The 16,843-nt window shown below is 59.5% G+C and carries 14 protein-coding genes; 1 reads left to right on the top strand and 13 read right to left on the bottom strand.

The features are described 5' to 3' along the window. Window positions 1-77: 77 nt before the first annotated feature. From ACA059_RS20050 to ACA059_RS20085, 8 genes are all read right to left on the bottom strand, one after another. A complete protein-coding gene (locus tag ACA059_RS20050) occupies window positions 78-890 on the bottom strand; it encodes a VanW family protein (RefSeq protein WP_497634700.1) in 813 nt (270 codons plus the stop codon). Between the two features lie 353 nt (window positions 891-1,243). After that, on the bottom strand, window positions 1,244-1,822 hold the full coding sequence (locus ACA059_RS20055; protein ID WP_497630690.1) for a hypothetical protein: 579 nt from the start codon (window positions 1,820-1,822) through the stop codon (window positions 1,244-1,246). An 86-nt stretch (window positions 1,823-1,908) separates the two neighbouring features. Next, window positions 1,909-2,076 (bottom strand): hypothetical protein, encoded by a 168-nt coding sequence (locus tag ACA059_RS20060; RefSeq protein ID WP_170206238.1) that lies wholly within the window; start codon window positions 2,074-2,076, stop codon window positions 1,909-1,911. An 11-nt stretch (window positions 2,077-2,087) separates the two neighbouring features. Further along, entirely contained in the window at window positions 2,088-2,330 is a 243-nt protein-coding gene (locus tag ACA059_RS20065; protein ID WP_497630691.1) for a hypothetical protein, read from the bottom strand. Window positions 2,331-2,392: 62 nt separating this feature from the next. Further along, entirely contained in the window at window positions 2,393-3,457 is a 1,065-nt protein-coding gene (locus ACA059_RS20070) for a lipocalin-like domain-containing protein (protein ID WP_497630692.1), read from the bottom strand. Then, entirely contained in the window at window positions 3,447-5,918 is a 2,472-nt protein-coding gene (locus ACA059_RS20075) for an ABC transporter permease (RefSeq protein ID WP_497634701.1), read from the bottom strand. Before ACA059_RS20075 ends, ACA059_RS20070 begins: the two co-directional genes overlap by 11 nt. Window position 5,919: 1 nt before the next feature. Further along, window positions 5,920-6,588: an ABC transporter ATP-binding protein gene (locus ACA059_RS20080; protein ID WP_497630693.1), complete on the bottom strand. Its 669-nt coding sequence runs from the start codon at window positions 6,586-6,588 to the stop codon at window positions 5,920-5,922. Between the two features lie 187 nt (window positions 6,589-6,775). Next, the gene (locus ACA059_RS20085; RefSeq protein WP_497630694.1) at window positions 6,776-7,582 is read right to left on the bottom strand and encodes a class I SAM-dependent methyltransferase; all 807 of its coding nucleotides are present in this window, start codon (window positions 7,580-7,582) and stop codon (window positions 6,776-6,778) included. Between the two features lie 180 nt (window positions 7,583-7,762). Here ACA059_RS20085 and ACA059_RS20090 point away from each other — a divergent pair, with 180 nt between their 5' ends. Further along, window positions 7,763-8,149, top strand: a complete 387-nt coding sequence (locus ACA059_RS20090) for a hypothetical protein (protein WP_497630695.1) — start codon at window positions 7,763-7,765, stop codon at window positions 8,147-8,149. Window positions 8,150-8,152: 3 nt separating this feature from the next. On the opposite strand, the gene ACA059_RS20095 is transcribed toward ACA059_RS20090, so the two are convergent. From ACA059_RS20095 to ACA059_RS20115, 5 genes are all read right to left on the bottom strand, one after another. Further along, a complete protein-coding gene (locus ACA059_RS20095) occupies window positions 8,153-9,583 on the bottom strand; it encodes a sigma-54-dependent transcriptional regulator (protein WP_497630696.1) in 1,431 nt (476 codons plus the stop codon). Continuing rightward, on the bottom strand, window positions 9,552-11,045 hold the full coding sequence (locus ACA059_RS20100) for a sensor histidine kinase (RefSeq protein WP_497630697.1): 1,494 nt from the start codon (window positions 11,043-11,045) through the stop codon (window positions 9,552-9,554). Before ACA059_RS20100 ends, ACA059_RS20095 begins: the two co-directional genes overlap by 32 nt. Window positions 11,046-11,148: 103 nt before the next feature. After that, on the bottom strand, window positions 11,149-12,171 hold the full coding sequence (locus ACA059_RS20105; protein ID WP_497630698.1) for an SCO family protein: 1,023 nt from the start codon (window positions 12,169-12,171) through the stop codon (window positions 11,149-11,151). 17 nt (window positions 12,172-12,188) lie between these two features. Beyond that, window positions 12,189-14,996 (bottom strand): multicopper oxidase domain-containing protein, encoded by a 2,808-nt coding sequence (locus tag ACA059_RS20110; protein ID WP_497630699.1) that lies wholly within the window; start codon window positions 14,994-14,996, stop codon window positions 12,189-12,191. 183 nt (window positions 14,997-15,179) lie between these two features. Continuing rightward, entirely contained in the window at window positions 15,180-16,628 is a 1,449-nt protein-coding gene (locus tag ACA059_RS20115) for a sensor histidine kinase (RefSeq protein WP_497630700.1), read from the bottom strand. Window positions 16,629-16,843: the final 215 nt, after the last annotated feature.

Raw genomic sequence — 16,843 nt, forward strand, 5'->3', positions numbered from 1 at the left:
ATAACAATGGCGCGTTTCTGCACGGCTTTGCGCTAAATAAAAAACGGGCGATCCAATGATCGCCCGTTTTATGCATTTCAAGTCAGCAGACTTTCCTCAACCTCATACTTAACCACCACCCGATTTTTATAAAGCTGCTCACTCTTCAACACCTGACTCTCCTGCCCCTTGCTCCTGACCTCCCGCCATATCTCGTTCTCGCGAAAAACCCGGCCACCGTCTCGCACAAACCGATGCCCAAGTTGATAAACGTGATACCGAAACTCTCTCACCTGATCGCATAACAACTCCCCTTCCAACTGTTGCTCGGCGACATTGAGCTTCAACTGAAAATGGCGATCGGTCGGGTTATGCAGCACCAGGTCAATGTAGTTGTAAAAGATCGCAGCCCCGGAGCCGAATGGCAGTACCCGCCCTTCATCAGGAAAGGGATCGAAGCTGTGGTTCGACCGTTCAACCACGATCAGTGGCGAGTGAATCGCCATCCAGTGAATCAGGTTGCTCAGTTGGCAGATCCCGCCACCGATGCCGCTGCGTGCTTCACCAAATGACAGTTCCATGCCTTCGACATAACCGCGTTTGCGGGTGGGCCGACCCACGAGGCGGCAGAATGAAAAATACTCGCCAGGGCCGATGACGACGCCGTCCATCGAAGCGACAGCCAGTTTCAGGTTGATGACTTTGTTGTGTTGCAGGGCAAGATCGGAGTTGCCGAGTTTGCGGATCAGTTTGGAGGTGTGCTTGAGGTAGCGAAATGGCAATCGGGAGACGGTGTTCAGCGAAACAGCGTATTGCTTGCGAGAGAAACGCCAGGCCAATTGCCGGAACAGTCTTTTTTGCCACACTCGGAGCCAGTAGAGCGCCGGGTGGTAGAGGGAGAGTGGTTTCATCCGTGTCAGAACGGCGGCAGCCGTTTCTTCCTTGATCTGCAAAATGCCGCGCATCTTAACGTATTGCTGCAGGTGAACCGCACTTCGAGAAGGTGTTCGCCCAGTGTAATGGCCTGGCAATCCATGCACCGGTAAAGAGCCCTGACACTGGGCGAACGGGAAGTATTTTAATTGAAGTTTTCGAATATGTCCGCGTATATGAACATGAAATTTATCGAAACAACTTTGATTAAATGTCGGCCCAAATACTATTTTACAGACCGCCAAAACTCACCAGTTAGACCATTAAAACTGATTGTTCTTATACAAAAAGTTGTACAAGAACAATCAATGTATAGAGTTAATACTCAACTTCAGTGCTTGCTGGTCACTGTCAATATGTCGGTATAGGTCACAACGACACTCTGTCCAACTTTCAGATCTTTCAATTTCGCTTGAACTTCGGGTCTTACGACGTCAACGGTCTTCGACTGGCCGGCGGGGTTTTCGAAGGTTACCTGGTTTTTCTTCACGTCGATTTTGGTGATTTTCAGTTGGACCTGCACCTGACGGTAGGCTTCGCCGCCCGGGTTATCGCTGCCGGGAGCTGCGCGGACTTCGCCAGCGCGTTCGACGCTGCCTGGCAGGCCTTTGTCGACATCGGTGTCGAGGTAGGCGGCGACAGCGCTGGTAACCTTGACATCGACTTGGTCGCCGACTTTCAAGTTGCCGAGGTTTTTGGCCTTGTCGGTCAATTGCACATGGACCTGACGACCTTCCGGCCCCTCCAGGACGACCTGGTGATTGGCAGCATCGACCGAGACAACTTTGGTGGTGATCTGATCCGCCTCCACAACGGCAGACAGCGGGATGTCCGCAGCCATGGCGCTAAGGCTGGCGGCAGACAGCAGCGTTGCGAGGGTGATGGCTTTGGTCAGTGCGTGAAGTTTCATAAGCGTACATTCCCTGTGAATTGGAGGCAGCAACGAGCGCTGAACCACCGTCCAGCGCCCTCTGCGCAGATGAGCATAGACGCTGATCAGGGAGTTTTCGCAGTTTCTTGTGCGGTGGATTCACCGCTGTCTGTGCCCTTGCCGCTTTCCTTGCGTCGGGTCGGGTCGGTCGGGCGCAGGGCGTCGTTGTCGCGCTCGACTTCCCCGGGTGGCCGCGGTTCGTCAGGGTGCTCAGTGGGGGTCGTTGGTTTCATGTGGGTTCTCCTCAGGCTTCGGGATCGTCAACCTCCTGGGCGACGTTAACGGCAGGCGAATCTTTATGGGATTGATCGGCCTTGGCCTTCAAGGCTTGCCACTGTTCCAGGTCAATGGCGCCCTGCCCCAGCAAGTCGTCGGCCACTCGTAGCAGTTCGGTGTAATGGGCGTCGGGGGATTGTTGCCAGTAGGCCTTGTCTTCAAACAGGCGCTGCCACGAATCAAGGTCAGGCGGTTTTAGGTCTTCACTCATGGCGGTCTCCGGTGAACGGGCTTCTAGAATTAGGAGGCCATCGCTCTGCCGAGAGTTCCGACTTAATACCCGGTCATTTCCAGATAACCCTGCCCACTATGGCTGCCGCTCAATTGCACTGGCCCTTCCCAATAGGGAATGCGCAAAGCCATCCACGCATTGGGGTTGAGCGCGCTGATCGTGATGTCGAGGTGTTTGTCGGGGATTTTGATCGACCAGCGCACCGGCATCGAACGTCCGGCGACTTTGGCGGTGTCTTGCGGTGTGAGGCTGATGTCGGCTGCGTGCAGTAACTGCGTCTGGCCTTGAGCGTCGATCCAGGTGCCGGTGAGGTATGGCGCGCCGTCCTTCTGCCGCATGCGGTAGAGCATCACCTGTTCGCCACTGTCCAGGTGCAGGGAAAACCAGTCCCAGCCCGTCTGGTTGGCGGTCAGGGGCTGGCTGCTCCATTCCCGGTCGAGCCAGGCCGGGCCGTTGACTTGATACGTTTTGCCGTCGATTTCCAGCGTGCCGCTGGCCTGGAAAAACGGCTGACTGTAGTAGTACGACGCCTGCCCTTGTTCGGACTTCTGACTGAAGCCTTTGTCGCCCTGAAGCACCAAGGGACGTGTGGAGGTCAGCCGCAGTTGATAGCCAAACTCCTTGTCCCGGGCGCTGAGTTGAAGATCCGCCATGGGGTCGGAACCCTGACTGCTGAAACGCCAATCATCGATCCACGCGTTGAACGGCGTGAGGCTCACACCAGCCTGGCCAACGCCACCACGGGCGTAACGCTCGGCGGCGTGATGCACTGTCGCCGATGTCACCGCCGCGTGGCCAAGCCAGATAATTTGATTACCCCAGCCCGCTACTTCGGGCGTCGCTTTCAAGGCGCTGCGAAACAATGTCCATTGCGCGCCGAACTCGCGCCCCTGATCGTCCTTGAGGTTGGCGGTGACGTACCACCATTCGATGCGAAAACCGTCATGAGGACCGTGATCCGCCGGAAAGCTGAACACCCGATCGGGCACCACCGGGGTAAACGCGGCGGCCTGATGACCCAGCCCCGCGAAGCCTTTCTCAACAGGCGCCGAGTTATCGCACCCGCTCAATAACGCCAACAGCAACACACCGACCTTAATCTTCATGAGCAAACGTCCTCAGCAGATCCGCCGGTTGCGTGCGGTACAGCGAGTACAGCGGCCACGCCGACGCCAACAAAGTCGCCAACAGCGCCAGCCCCATCAACTGCAACAGCTGCAGCGGAAACACCCGCAGCGGCAAGCGCCAGCCGAAGGCCTGGACGTTGATCACCGTGTCCAGGCACCACGCCAACGCGATCCCCAACGGCAACGCCAGCACCAGGGTCAGCACCGCCAACAACCAGGTCTGCCCGAGATTGAGCAGCATCAATTGCCGACGAGTCACGCCGAGCGCCCACAGAGGGGCGAGTTGCCCGAGGCGGCTCTGACTTTGGGTCAACAGGCTGATGAACAGCGCCACGCCCGCCACACAGAGGGTCAGGCTGTTGAGTGCGGCGGTCGCGGCAAAGGTGCGTTCGAAGACTTGCGTGGACCACCCCTTGAGCCGGGCCTGGTCGACGATGCGGCTGTCCTCCAGCACGAAGCGGGTTTGCAGCGCGGTCTGGAAGGCAGGGATCAACGTCGGGTCGATGCGCAGGTTGAAACGGCTAGGTGTCAGCTGCGGCCAGCCGCGCAGCAGATGGTTGACGTTGACCAGAATGTGGCCCTTGGGATTGCCGTAGTCGGCGTAGATGCCGACGATCCGTGGCGACCATGTGCCGTTGGGTGTGGGAATCGTCAAGTGATCGCCAAGGCGCACCTTCAGCCGACGGGCCAGTTGTTCGCTGAGCATCAGTGCGTCGTCCTTGGCCAATCGGTCCCACGGGTTGTCACCCAAGGCTTCCAATAGCGGCCAATGCTGGCGATACGTCGGGTGATCGATCACGCCGAAGACTTCCGCCGGCCATCCTTGCAACTGGATCGACACTTGCCAGTTGGGCAGCACCGCCGTGAGTCCGGGTTGCTGCTTGAGCCAGGTTTGCAGCTCTCTGGCCTGGGCCGGATTTCGCGGATTAACGTACAGTTCGGCGGTCAGGCGTTGTTCGAGCCAATCGCTGAAGGTCTGACGAAAACCGGCCGTCATGCTGCCCGCTCCAATGTTCGCCGCCAGTGCCAACAACAGCGCCATCAGCGCCAGGCTCAGGGCCGGCAGTTGCTGACGGCAGTCGGCGAGAAACCATTGGCCGAGCACCGAGCGACTGCGATGCAGCACCCGGTTCAACACCCAGTTGAGCACCACCGGCAACGCCAGTGCCGCGCCGATTAACAGTGCCGCCATCAGCACGAAGCCACTGCTCAGGCTGTCGCCAAAGATCAACGCCAGCAGTGCGATCACCGCAGCGATCACGGCAACCCAACCCTGACGCCGCAACCAGCGCGCGTGAGCCTGATGCCAGGCTTGCGGGTCGGCCAGGGCCAGCAAAGGCAGGCGCGCGGCCCGCAACAAACTGTTGGCCCCCGCCAACAACGCGCCCAATAGACTCAGGCCGACGCCGCTGAGCCACCACCACGGACTGAGGCTCAACTGCCCCACCACTTCGGCGCCGTACAACCCGCGCAGACTCGCGGCGACATCCGGCAACAGCAAGCTGGCCAGCAGGTAGCCGCTGGCGACTCCGACCAGTCCGCCGATCAACGCCAGACCGCCCAGTTCAACCGCCAGACAGGCAATCAACATCCGTGCACTGACACCGCAGGCGCGCAGGGTTCTGAGCAAGCCACGGCGTTGTTCCAGCGCCAGCCCGATCGCGGCGTGGACGATGAACAGGCCGACCACAAATGACAGAAAACCCAGCGCATCGAGGTTCAGGTGAAAGCTTTCGGTCAGGCGCGACAAATTGTTCTCTTCGCCGCTGGTCTTGAGCTGCAGTTGACCCTTGAATTGATCAGGCAGGTGCGCGGTGAAATCCTTCGGCAGCAGCAAGCGTGACAGCTGATCCGGAAGGCCGAGAATCTGCTGGGCGAAGCCGATGTCCACCAACAACACACCGGGGGCCATATCGGGTTGGGCATGCAGCGGCGGCAATGCCTGACCACTCACACTCACCGGGCGTTCGCCCTCGCGCAGACCCAGTGCCTGCATCGTCTGCGGCGAAATCCAGGTACTGCCCGGCGGACTGAAAAACTCGACAATCTGCTCAATCGGCAACGCCTGCCCGGCCACAGAGGAACCGGCGGGCAGCGACACCGGCTCGATCCCCATCAACTGCAAGCGCTGGTCGTCATGACCCTTGAGCGTCACCCGACCTTGCAGGACCGGCGACACCGGCCAACCCAAACGGCGCAGGTCGACAAACACGTGTTGGGAGAAGGTTGCGCCATTGGGTGAACTGAGGCTGGCCTGGGGTTCGCCGCCGATCAACTGACTGGCCCGGGCATAGCTTTCGCGCGCCTGGCTGTTCAGCGCCTGCACGCCGGTCAGCAAGCTGGTGGCGAGCCAGAGCCCGGTCAGCACACTGAAAAACTGCACCGGATGCTGTCGCCAATGACTGAGCAGCGCCCGCAGCGTCTCGCGAAAGACCCGCACCTCAGCGCTCGTCCGCGCCAGCCAGACGACCACCGTGGAGCACCACTTTTTCGGCCAGCCGCGCGGCAACTCGAGGGCTGTGGGTGACCATCAACAAGGTGGTGGGGCTGTCGTCGAGCAACTCCAGCAACAACTTCAAGACCTCATCGCTGGTGGCTTCATCGAGGCTGCCGGTGGGTTCGTCGGCCAGCAGCAGTTTTGGCTGTGAGGCCAGGGCACGGCCCAGCGCGACCCGTTGCTGCTGGCCGCCGGACAGTTGTTCCGGATAACGCTGCAACAAATCACCCAGGCCCAGACGTTGCACCAGGTGCGCCTGCCAGCGCGGATCATGGCGCCCCGCCAGTCGCGCCTGAAATGCCAGATTGTCCTCCACGCGCAAACTGCCGATCAGGTTGAACTGCTGAAACACCAAGCCGATTTCGGTCCGCCGCCAGTTCGCCAGTTGCCCTTCGCTCATCTGCTCCAGCCGATGTTCGCCGCTGCGAATGCTGCCGCGATCGACCTTGTCCAGCCCGGCAATCAGGTGCAGCAAGGTGCTCTTGCCACTGCCCGACTCCCCCATCAACGCCAGGCTGCTGCCGGGTTTCAATGTCAGGTCGACACCTTGCAGAACCACTAAAGGACCCTGGGGAGTGGCGTAGCTTTTGAAGACGCCTTGGACCGAAAGCATGGGGAAAACCGTTCGATGTGCGTGGAGCAAGGATAGCGGACGGCAGCGGCACCGCGTTATCGTTCATCGTCGGAACGCCGCCCGGAGCAAGCTCGCTCCCACAGTAGATTTTCGTCGTACACACAATCTGTGTCTCATGGAGATCAAATGTGGGAGCGAGCCTGCTCGCGATGCAGGCGACGCGGCTTTAGGTCTTCACTGCCACCCACGTAAAACACAACGGCAACTGCGCCGTTTGCTGCTCGTACCGATCATAGAGTTCCTCGCGGTTGGAATGCGGGTACTCCTTGAAGTGGCTGATCTGCAATCCGGCGTCGATGGCGCCGGTGAAGATTGCGCCCAGGGTGTGGACGAACCAGTAGGACGAAGCCGCCTGCTGGTCGACTTTGCCTTCGTAGACGATCGGTTGGTCCTGCACGAAAGGTTCGCTGCGAAAGTACGAGCTGTCCGGTCGATACGGATCGGCTGACTCGGGGTCGAACATTTCGAGGAAGGGATGGGTTTCGTACACCACCAGGCTGCCACCGGGCTTGAGGGTTTGCGCGACATGGCGGAAGAATTCGCCGATGTCCGGCATCCAGTTCAACACACCGATGGTGATCAGGGCCACGTCGAAGCGGCCATGAAGTTCAGTCGGCAGGTGATGGATGTCTGCCTCGATGAACTCAGGCGCATGAGGCGAGCGTGATGCCAGTTCCCGCGCCTGATCGAGGAAGGCCTCGGACTGGTCGACACCCACGACGCTGCGGGCACCCAGTGCAAACATCGACAGGCTTTCGCGGCCGTTGTTGCAGCCCAGTTGCACCACGTCTTTGCCGTCGACACCCACTTGTTCCAGCAAACCTCGGAGGGTGTCGTCCATGCAGCAAAAATCCCTACAACCAACCGCCGTCAAACGGGCCTGCCATTCGGGGGTGTCTTTGTGGTGTCGGGCGGAGTCATTCCAGGCATCGCGGTTGCTGGCGATGGCTTTTTCTTTTGTCGGCATTTCCATTGCGCGCTCCAGACTGGGGTCTTGATTGACCGGCACGAGTCTAGATCAGCGTTTTGAAAACTCCCATGTAGTCTTTGTTCAAATCTTGTAATCCGGGCATCGCGAACGCGTTCCCCGTACGGCAGCTATAGTTAATGGCCTTGGGGAAATGCGGAAAAAACCGTTTTCACAGGTGCTGCCATGAAAAAAACCGATCCAAGGCTACTGTTCGCCCTCTGCCTGATCACCACAACTGGCGCTCACGCAGACGACAGCCTGACACCCACTAGCGATTACAGCAGTGAGTTCAACTATTACGGAGCCGACCAACCCTTCGCTCACCCCGTGCCACCGTCACTGAGCACGGTGCCGCCAGGGTCGTACATCCCGACAGCGCCTCAGGACTTCATCCCCATTTCGAGCCAGCATGAATTCTACGACTCAAGATTGCCGACGGTAGCGGATGCCACGGTTCGAGTGTTCATCCGCTCCTACGATCAGCAACGCGGTGTCTACGTGAACGAAGAGGTCCTCGACCCTACGTGCCTGCTCGCGTGCCTCAGCCGTCAGGCGCCAGTGATGCAATAAGGCCTACCACTGGCGTTTTTCCGGGCGCGCGAGACCGAGTTTTTCGATCCGGTAACGCAGCATGTCGCGGCTCAGGCCCAACAGCCGTGCGGACTTGGTGACGTTCCAGTCGGTCTTGTCGAGCATCTTGCGCACCATGTCGCGCTCCACTTCCGGCAGGTTCATGGATTCGGTGCCGTTGTAGACCGGACGCGGCTCGAAGTGTTGCGGCTCTTGCTGGAACAACAGCGGCTCATCCACCAGGCTCAGGCACACGTTCAATTGATGGGCGGCGATGGTGTCGCTCTGGGCCAGCAACACGGTTTGCTCAAGCATGTTGCGCAACTCGCGCACGTTGCCCGGCCAGCTGTAGCTGAGCAGCAATTCTTCAGCCTGATCGCTGAAATACAGGTTCGGTTTGCCATAGCGTTTGCCGTGGATCGCCAGGAAGTGTCGAGCCAGCAGCAGGATGTCCGCGCCACGGGCATACAGGCGCGGCACCTTGATCGAGATGATCCGCAAACGGAAGAACAGATCGCGGCGGAACTTGCCCTGCTGGACCATTTGTTCAAGGTTGCAGTTGGTGGCGCTGATCACCCGCAAATCGACTTTGCGCTCCTTCACCGAGCCGACCCGGCGGATCGTCCGGTCCTCCAGCAGCTTCAGCAGCTTGGCTTGCAGCAACAGGTCCATCTCGCCGACTTCATCGAGAAACAAGGTCCCGCCATCGGCCGCTTCCACCAACCCGACGCGGCGGTCCTTGGCGTCGGTGAAGGCGCCTTTCTCGTGGCCGAACAGCTCCGACTCCACCAGGTTGGAAGGAATCGAGGCGCAGTTGAATTCAATGAACGGACCTTTGCTGCGCGGGCCGTCGAAGTGCAACGCACGGGCCACCAGTTCCTTGCCGGTGCCGGTCTCGCCTTCCACCAACACCGGTGGCAGATCGGTATTGGCCATGCGCCGCTCGGCGTCGATTAACTGGCCAATGGTGCTTTTCAGGTACTGCATCGGTGCCGATTCGCCGATCAATGCCTGCACCCCTGACTTCTGCGCTTCACGCTCCTGATAGAACGATAGTGTGCGTTCCATTCGGTCGGTGGCCAGGGCCTTGTCCAGCAGCAGCTTGAGCTCCGGCAGCGCCACCGGTTTGGTGACGTAATGGAAAGCGCCCTCTTTCATCGCCACCACGGCGTCTTCGACGTTACCGTAGCCGGTCATCATGATCACTTTCAGATCCGGCGCGCTGATGCGCAGCTTCTGGATCAGGTCGTGACCGCTCATGCCCGGCAGCGAGTTATCGGTCAGCACCACGTCCGGGACGAAAGTGCCCAATTGCTCTAGCGCGTCCTCAGCCGAGTGGCAGACCGTCACCTCGAAGTCCTTGCGCTCCAGGTAGGTCTGAATATTCTCGGCGAGAAGTTCATCATCCTCGACCAGCAGAATGCTGTGCTCCATATTCCCCTCCCGTTGCCACTTTAAAATTGAGACAGACGCGGGTTCCTTCCTGCTCTCGGCTGGTCAATTCGACCGAGCCTTCGAAACGCTCCATTATTCTTTTGACCAGGGCCAGGCCCACGCCCAACCCTCCTTGTTTGGTGGTGAAAAACGGCTTGAAGGCCATTTGTTCCTGCTGTGTGGTCATGCCCTTGCCGGTATCGCTCAGGGTCATGCGCACGAGTCCGGGGTGCGGCGTTTCGATATCGATACTCAGCACGCCGCCCTTGGGCATGGCTTCCAGGGCATTGGCAAACAGGCTATTAAGAATTTGCGTGAGCAACACCTGTTGGCTGACGACCGGCGGACAACTCTGAGGGGGGAAACGCACGTCGATGCTGGAGCGTTTAATCAGCGCGTCAAACGCACTCAACGTGTCGTCGATGACCAGCACCAGGTCTACCGTTTCGTAGTCGTCGTTCATGGGTCGCAATGACACCAGCAACTCCCGAACCCAGCGCGACATGCGGTCGACCTGGCTGATGATGTCGCCGATGTTCTTCTGCGCGTTCTGACTGGCGATTTCCTGAGCCAGTTCGGCACTGGAACGAATGTTGGCCAACGGATTGCGCAAGCTGTGGGCCACCGCCGAGGACATTTCCCCCAGCGCGACAAAGGTCTCGTTGCTGATCAGTTGTTTCTGCTGGCTCTGCAACAGCACTGCCGCACGCCGCACAATCCAGAACAGCCCGAGGTAGATGGCCAAGCCGCCGAGCAGGGTTGCCAGCCAGATCGACTTGAAGCCGCGCTGGATGCGTTCCACCAGGTCCACGGGTTCCTTGTAGATCTCCACCATGGCGATCACTTTGCTCTTGTCGGCATTGAACATCGGGATGTAGTTCTCGATGAACAGGTGTTCAGGCTCACGCAGCAGCCTCTGCTCGGGGCGCTCCTCATCGACTTCGTGGTAGCTGGTGGACACCGGTTCCTTCATTTCGAACGATTCGTCCAGCTCTTCGTCATCTTCGATGCGCACGCCGATCAGCTCCGGGTTGGTCGACCAGACCACGGTGCGATCCAGGGCATACACCGTGGCCAACAGAATGTCCGGCAGATGCTCTACATGATCGAGAAACTCGGTGCGCGAAGCCGCGCGGGAGGCTGGGTTCACGTCGGGATAGGCGTTGTCCTGACGCGGGTCGAGCATTTCGCCCATGGTTCTGTTCGTGGTAATCGAAGCATGGCGAATTTCGGCATCACCAATGGCCTGGATGAACTGCGCGGTCAGCATCGAATCGCGCTCGATACTCTCCTCGACCACGAAGCGCGTGGAAATGTAGCCCAACCCTAGCGCCACGACGGCGATGATGAAAAAGCTGCCCAAGGAAAACCAGCGCAGCAGATTGAACTGTCCTCGCCAGCCCTTGCTTTCTGCTGCCGACATAGCCGGCGCAGGTATTTTTTGTTGTCCTGGTATCTGCATAGGACCTTCCCGGATGCCTTGCATCAAGCCTTTTCAGCCGTGTTTCGGATCAGTGTAGGTGGCATTGATCGAGACTGACGGCCCCACTGATAGTATTTAGCCGCTATTGCGTTTGCGCCGCCTGTAGCGGTTGCTGACGATCGGTTTCTTCCTGCAAAAAACCCACGATGGACTGCGCCGCGTTCTCATCCAGGCGCAGGTTGGGCATGGGAATTTTGTCGAAACGCTCAAACAGCTCCAGCGCGATCGGGTCTTTTTCCGCCAGCATGCGGTCCGGCTCGCGAATCCAGCGATTAAGCCAGGCCGGATCACGCAGGCGAGTGACGCCGATCAGGTCCGGGCCGATGCTGCGCATGCCGATGCCCTGCCCGTCCATCGGACCGAGGCTGTGGCACGACGCACAACGGGTGCGAAACAGTTCTTCGCCGTTGCTCGGCGGGCGAATCTCGGGCGCATTCGCGTAGTTTTCTTCAACGCTGGGCTGCTTCCAGTTTTGCAGCGTGTTGGCCAACTGATCGGCCAGAATCCACGGATTTTCGAAAGGTGAAGCTTTCATCCAGCGGCCCGTGGTCTGGTTGCCGACAATCAGGCTCAGGTTGTGGTCCTTGCTGCGGCCGTTGTCGACGCCTTCGATAAACAGCCCGAGTTTTTTCCGCAGATCGGTGACGTCGGCAAATTCCCCGGTGAGAAACTTCCAGCCCGGCCCGACCTTGAAGCGTTGTGCGTAGGCCTTGAGCACATCGGGTGTATCACTTAAGGGGTCGATGCTGATGGAGTAGAAAAAAATGTCCTGGCCGACCCGGTCCCCCAGCAAATTCTGCACCTGACGCAGGCGCGCGGTTTCCAGCGGGCAGGAGTCGCTGCACGAAGTGAATATGAAATTGATCACCACCACCTTGTCCTTGATCAAATCATCGAAGAAACGCACCTGCCGACCGTCCTGATCGGTCAGCAAGGTGTTGGGGAAGTAATCACCGCCCCAGGGCGTCGCCGACTCCGTCGGCGACGCTGACACCGACGGAGCAGCGTCATGTGCCACCAGCACCCAACTGGCCAGCAGGCAGGTGATCAATACCAAAATCAGGTGCATGCCCAGGGCGCGGGAGCGCGGCGTATGCATTTTCATGTCGGCTCCCTCGCGGCTCATGGTTTGACCACCACTTTGGGGCCGGAGCCGTCGCCAGTGCGGAAGGTTGGCAGCGCGGCGGAGTTCACGTAACGCACACCATCCCAACTTGGCAGCGGTGTCGGCATCAGCTGGAATTGCCCGGGTTTCTCAATGTCCCAGCGCAGCAACATCGAGTTGTCCTCATGCTGAGTGTTGTGACAGTGCTCCATGTACGTCCCGGCGAACTCGCGGAAGCTGATCGCCATCTCTACGTTGTCCAGGCCGTCCTTTTCCGGGCCGATGCGGTACACGTCCTTGCGTGCCCATTTTTCCCATTCCGGTGGCGCCTTGCCGCCGCGGCTGAGGATGATCCCCTCCTCGAAGTGCACATGCACCGGGTGGCTCCAGCCCTCGCCGCCGAGCTTGATGTTCCAGACTTCCAGGGTGCCGAAACCGACGACACCGGCATCGGTGGGGCCACTGGCCAGTTGGGTCGCGGTGTTTAAGCGACGTGGGTCCATGCTGAAGCCGAACCCGCCATCGGTCTTGACCGTCCACGGTGCTTCATCGGTGCCATCGGAACGGCCGAAGGTGAAGGTGCGGTGACGGGCTTTGGCCAGCAGCGCCTTGTCGGCGGCGTTGTCGCGATGGATCTTCAACGGGATCATCACCAGGCCTTCAGCCTTGCCCGGTTTGGCCGGTTCATAAGCGGCCGGGTCCATGGCCAGGTCCTGACCGGTGTAAGCCTTGACGTTGAGTTGCAACACCTTGCCTACCGCCGGATCACCGTCCTCCCACTTCGGCCCCTTGCTGGTTTGCTTGATGATCGCCTTGTATTTCTCGGACAGCACGTCAGCCAGGGAGGCGGGTTCTTCCGGGCCCTTGCCGTCTTCGTGCACCAGCAGGTTGACGAAGAACAGCTTGTCGCCCGGTTTGATCCCGTTTTTCGAGAAGTTGACGATGATGTCGAAACGCTCGGCGATGCCTATGGTTGGCAGGATCGCGTTGTGGTTCTGTTTATCGCCGTCGGCATCCAGGTCCATGCTGCCGTCGAACGGCACGCTGTGTTCCATGATGTTGCCGTCGTTGGCAATCATGTGGAACGGCACGCGGGCATACGACACTCCCGACCCGGCAGGCCCTTTGAACTCGCCGCTGGTGCCCTTGATCTCGCGCACCAGCGCCAGTTTGAAGTAGCGCGACACTGAGCCATTGAGCATGCGGAACCGATAGCTGCGGGCGCGCACATCCAGGGTCGGCTTCCACTGCCAGTTGACCAGCACCTGATCACCGAGGAAGCCGTCGGTATTGAACGGGTTGAACCACAGTTGACCGTTTTTATCCCACGCCTTGTCGGCAAACAGCAGGTTGACGTCGTAGTCGCGGTTACCCCAGGGCAAGGCGCTGCCACTGGGAAGACGCAGGTTGACGCCGTCATTCACCGATTCATTGCCGCGGTCCAGGGCGCTGTAGTAGTTCATCATCGCCGCGTTGCCCTTGTAGACGTTCTGCGCGGTGAAATCGAGCATGTGGTCGTGGAACCAGTGGGTGCTCATGGTTTCGCGCCAGTCGCCACGGATCTTGATCGTGCCGTTGTTGCAGGTCTTGCGGCTGGGGGTGAGGTCATTGGTCCACAGGGTTTCGCCCGGCGCGCACGGAAACGCTGCACGCGGGTCTGTAGCCGTGGTGTTGATGCTGTCGTAGCCGGCCAGCTGGATCGGCCAGCGATAATCATAGAATTGCCCGGGGAAGAAAAACGCGTTGGCATAGCCGTCGCTTTCCGCCGGTACGTGACCGTTGTGTTCGTGGGTGGTGATGGTGTGCAAACCGAACCCCATGTTCGCCGAGGGGTCGATCGGCAAGCCGTTGTAATGGCGCATCAACACGGGTTGCCCGTAACGCACCATGAGCAATTTGGGCGGCAAGGTGCCGTCGAAGGTCCACACCGAGTTGTGATTCTGTATCGGCATTTTCGGGTGGAAACGCGGATCGACGCCCTTGGCGGTGCCATCGGTCGCCGGTACGCCAGCCACGTTGTGATAGAGGCCGCCTGGGCCAAACTCGCCCAAGGCATAACCGTGCATCTGACGACTGTCACGCGAACCGGTATTCAACCGTGCGCCGGTTTGCACGGTCTTGTAGGCCATCTGCGGGTAAAACTCGTTCCAGCGCTGGTGCGACCAGCCTTTTCCTGGCGGACGGCCTTCCGCCGACGAGCCAATACGGCGGTTGAGGAAAAATTCGATCTGCTTCTGCCAAGGGTTGCGGTCGACCACGTTGGAATACTGGCTGGGGAACGGCGTCAGGCCGGGTTGACGCATGAAAGCGTCGAGCGCCGCACTCGGCGGGGCGCTACGAGCGGCGCTGGTGGGATCTTGTTGCGGCATCGGGCCAATGGCGGCCGGTGGAAACGGCAACGGCGCCGCCGGGGTGGTGGGGTCGAGTTTTTCCGGACCGAATTCTTCGAACAGCACCAGTTGCTGAGTGAACGGCAGAGCACCGTACAGCGGACTGGGTTTTCCATTGGTGGGGTAATTGAAACTGGTCTGCACCGCTGGCGGCAGGATGTTTTCCTGGCGCGTGGTGGCTTTGCTGCCTTTGACGCCACCCGGCAAATCGAAGGAGTCCACGTTAGCCGGGGGCATGGTCAAAATGGCGTTCAAGGCTCCTGCTTTGTCAGCCGGTTCGTCGTAATACGCCGAGGGGTCGGACGGTTCTGGCTGTCGCTCGTCATCGATGGGGCTGGCACGTAGAGTCGCTGTGCCCAGCGTCATAGACAGAAGGACGCTTACACGCGTCAGGAGGCCGAACCATTTGAAGGGGTACCGCGCGTTTCTGTCCATTACCAGCCGCCTCGAAGTTGTGAAGGGGTAATGGGGCTTCTGCAAGGACCTCGCCAAATTTGTAACGACTTTTTACGAAAGCATTAAGACCTACAAAACAATGGCTTATCAACATCAATTTGCCATGACCGGGGAAACGACTGGGGAATGACACCCGCTAACGGGGAAAGTTCACACCCGTTTTCAGGGGACCAATTTGAACGACAGACGGACACTCGTGCCCTCGCCTTCACGGCTGTCCAGGGTCACCGCACCGCCAAACCGCTCCATGATCCGCTTGACCAGCACCAGCCCGACACCGAGCCCGCCTTGCTTGGTGGTGAAAAACGGCCGGAAGGCCATGCTGCGCTGTTCTTCGTTCATGCCTTTGCCGGTGTCGCTCACCACCACGCTGAGGCCACGGGATTCGGTCGGCTCCAATGTGATGGTTAACGTGCCGCTCTTGTCCATGGCTTCCAGTGCATTGGCCAGCAAACTGTTGAGGATCTGCGTCAACTGCACCTGCTGGCTCAGGACCATGGGCGTCAGCTTCGGGTCGAACACCACGTGCACCGAGGCTTTGGCGATTTGATGCTCGAAGGCCATCAGACTGTCATGCAGCGCCGCCACCAGATTTACCGGCTCGGCCTCGTCGTTGAGCGGGCGCAAGGATTGCAGCAGCTCCCTCACCCACTTCGACATGCGATCCACCTGACCGATGATGTCATTGATGTTCTTGTGGGCCGGGCCGCTGTCGAATTCCAGCGCCAGTTCGGCGCTTGAACGGATGGTCGCCAGCGGATTACGCAAACTGTGGGCCACCGCCGACGACATCTCTCCAAGGGCGACGAAGGTTTCATTGGTGATCAGTTGCTTTTGTTGCGCCGCCAGCAAAATGGCCGCCCGGCGCACGATCCAGTACAGCCCCAGATAAATCAGCCCGCCGCCCAGCGCGGTCGCCAGCCAGATCAGCACCAGACCGCGCTCCATGCGGCTGATCAGGTCCTTGGGTTCCTTGTAGATCTCGACCATCGCCGTGACGTTCTTGCCGTCGGCATCGAACAGCGGAATGTAGTTCTCGATGAAGATGTATTCCGGGGGCGTCACGAACTTCTGCTCCATGCGGTTCTTGTCCACATCGTGATAGCTGGCCGACACAGGAATTCTGGAAGCAAAGGCTTGCTCCAGGTCCGCGTCGGAGTGGATCCTGGTGCCCATCAATGCCGGGTTGGTCGACCAGATCACCATGCGGTCGGGGGCATAGATGTTGGCCAGGATCACGTCCGGCAGGTGCGCGATATGGTCGAGGAACTCGCCCCGGGCATTGGCACGGGCCAACGGGTCGACGTCGGGAAATTCCTTGTCTTTGCGCGGATCGAGCAGCTCGCCCATGGTCCGCACGTTAGGGATCGACACATGACGCACCTCGGCCGAGGCAATCGCCTGAATGAACTGGGACGTCAACAACGCATCGCGCTGCACGCTTTCGGTAATTACAAATCGCGTGGACACCGACCCCAACGCCACCGCCACCGTGCCAATCACCGCCAGGCTGATGAGCGAAAACCAGCGCAATAAATTGAACGGCTGCTTGCGCGAGCTCAGGCGAATATCACCCCCCTCGGCTTGGAGTGTTTGAGTAGGCATGTCCATGGACGTGTTCCCGACGATTCCCCTATAGGTTTATAGCCCACTAATGGCCGTTTGCCCGATGTTGGGCCTCGTTCCCCCACTTCCTCCTTATGCCCATCTACCCCCAATGCTGGGGACAGTGGCCCGTTCCCAAAAACCGCGCTCCGATGCCGTTTGTGAGTGATACGCCCGTGACTCGGGCCTCTACCGGCCGTTTTCGCCGGTTGGTATGGAAG

The organism is Pseudomonas sp. LBUM1647 (assembly GCF_059716175.1).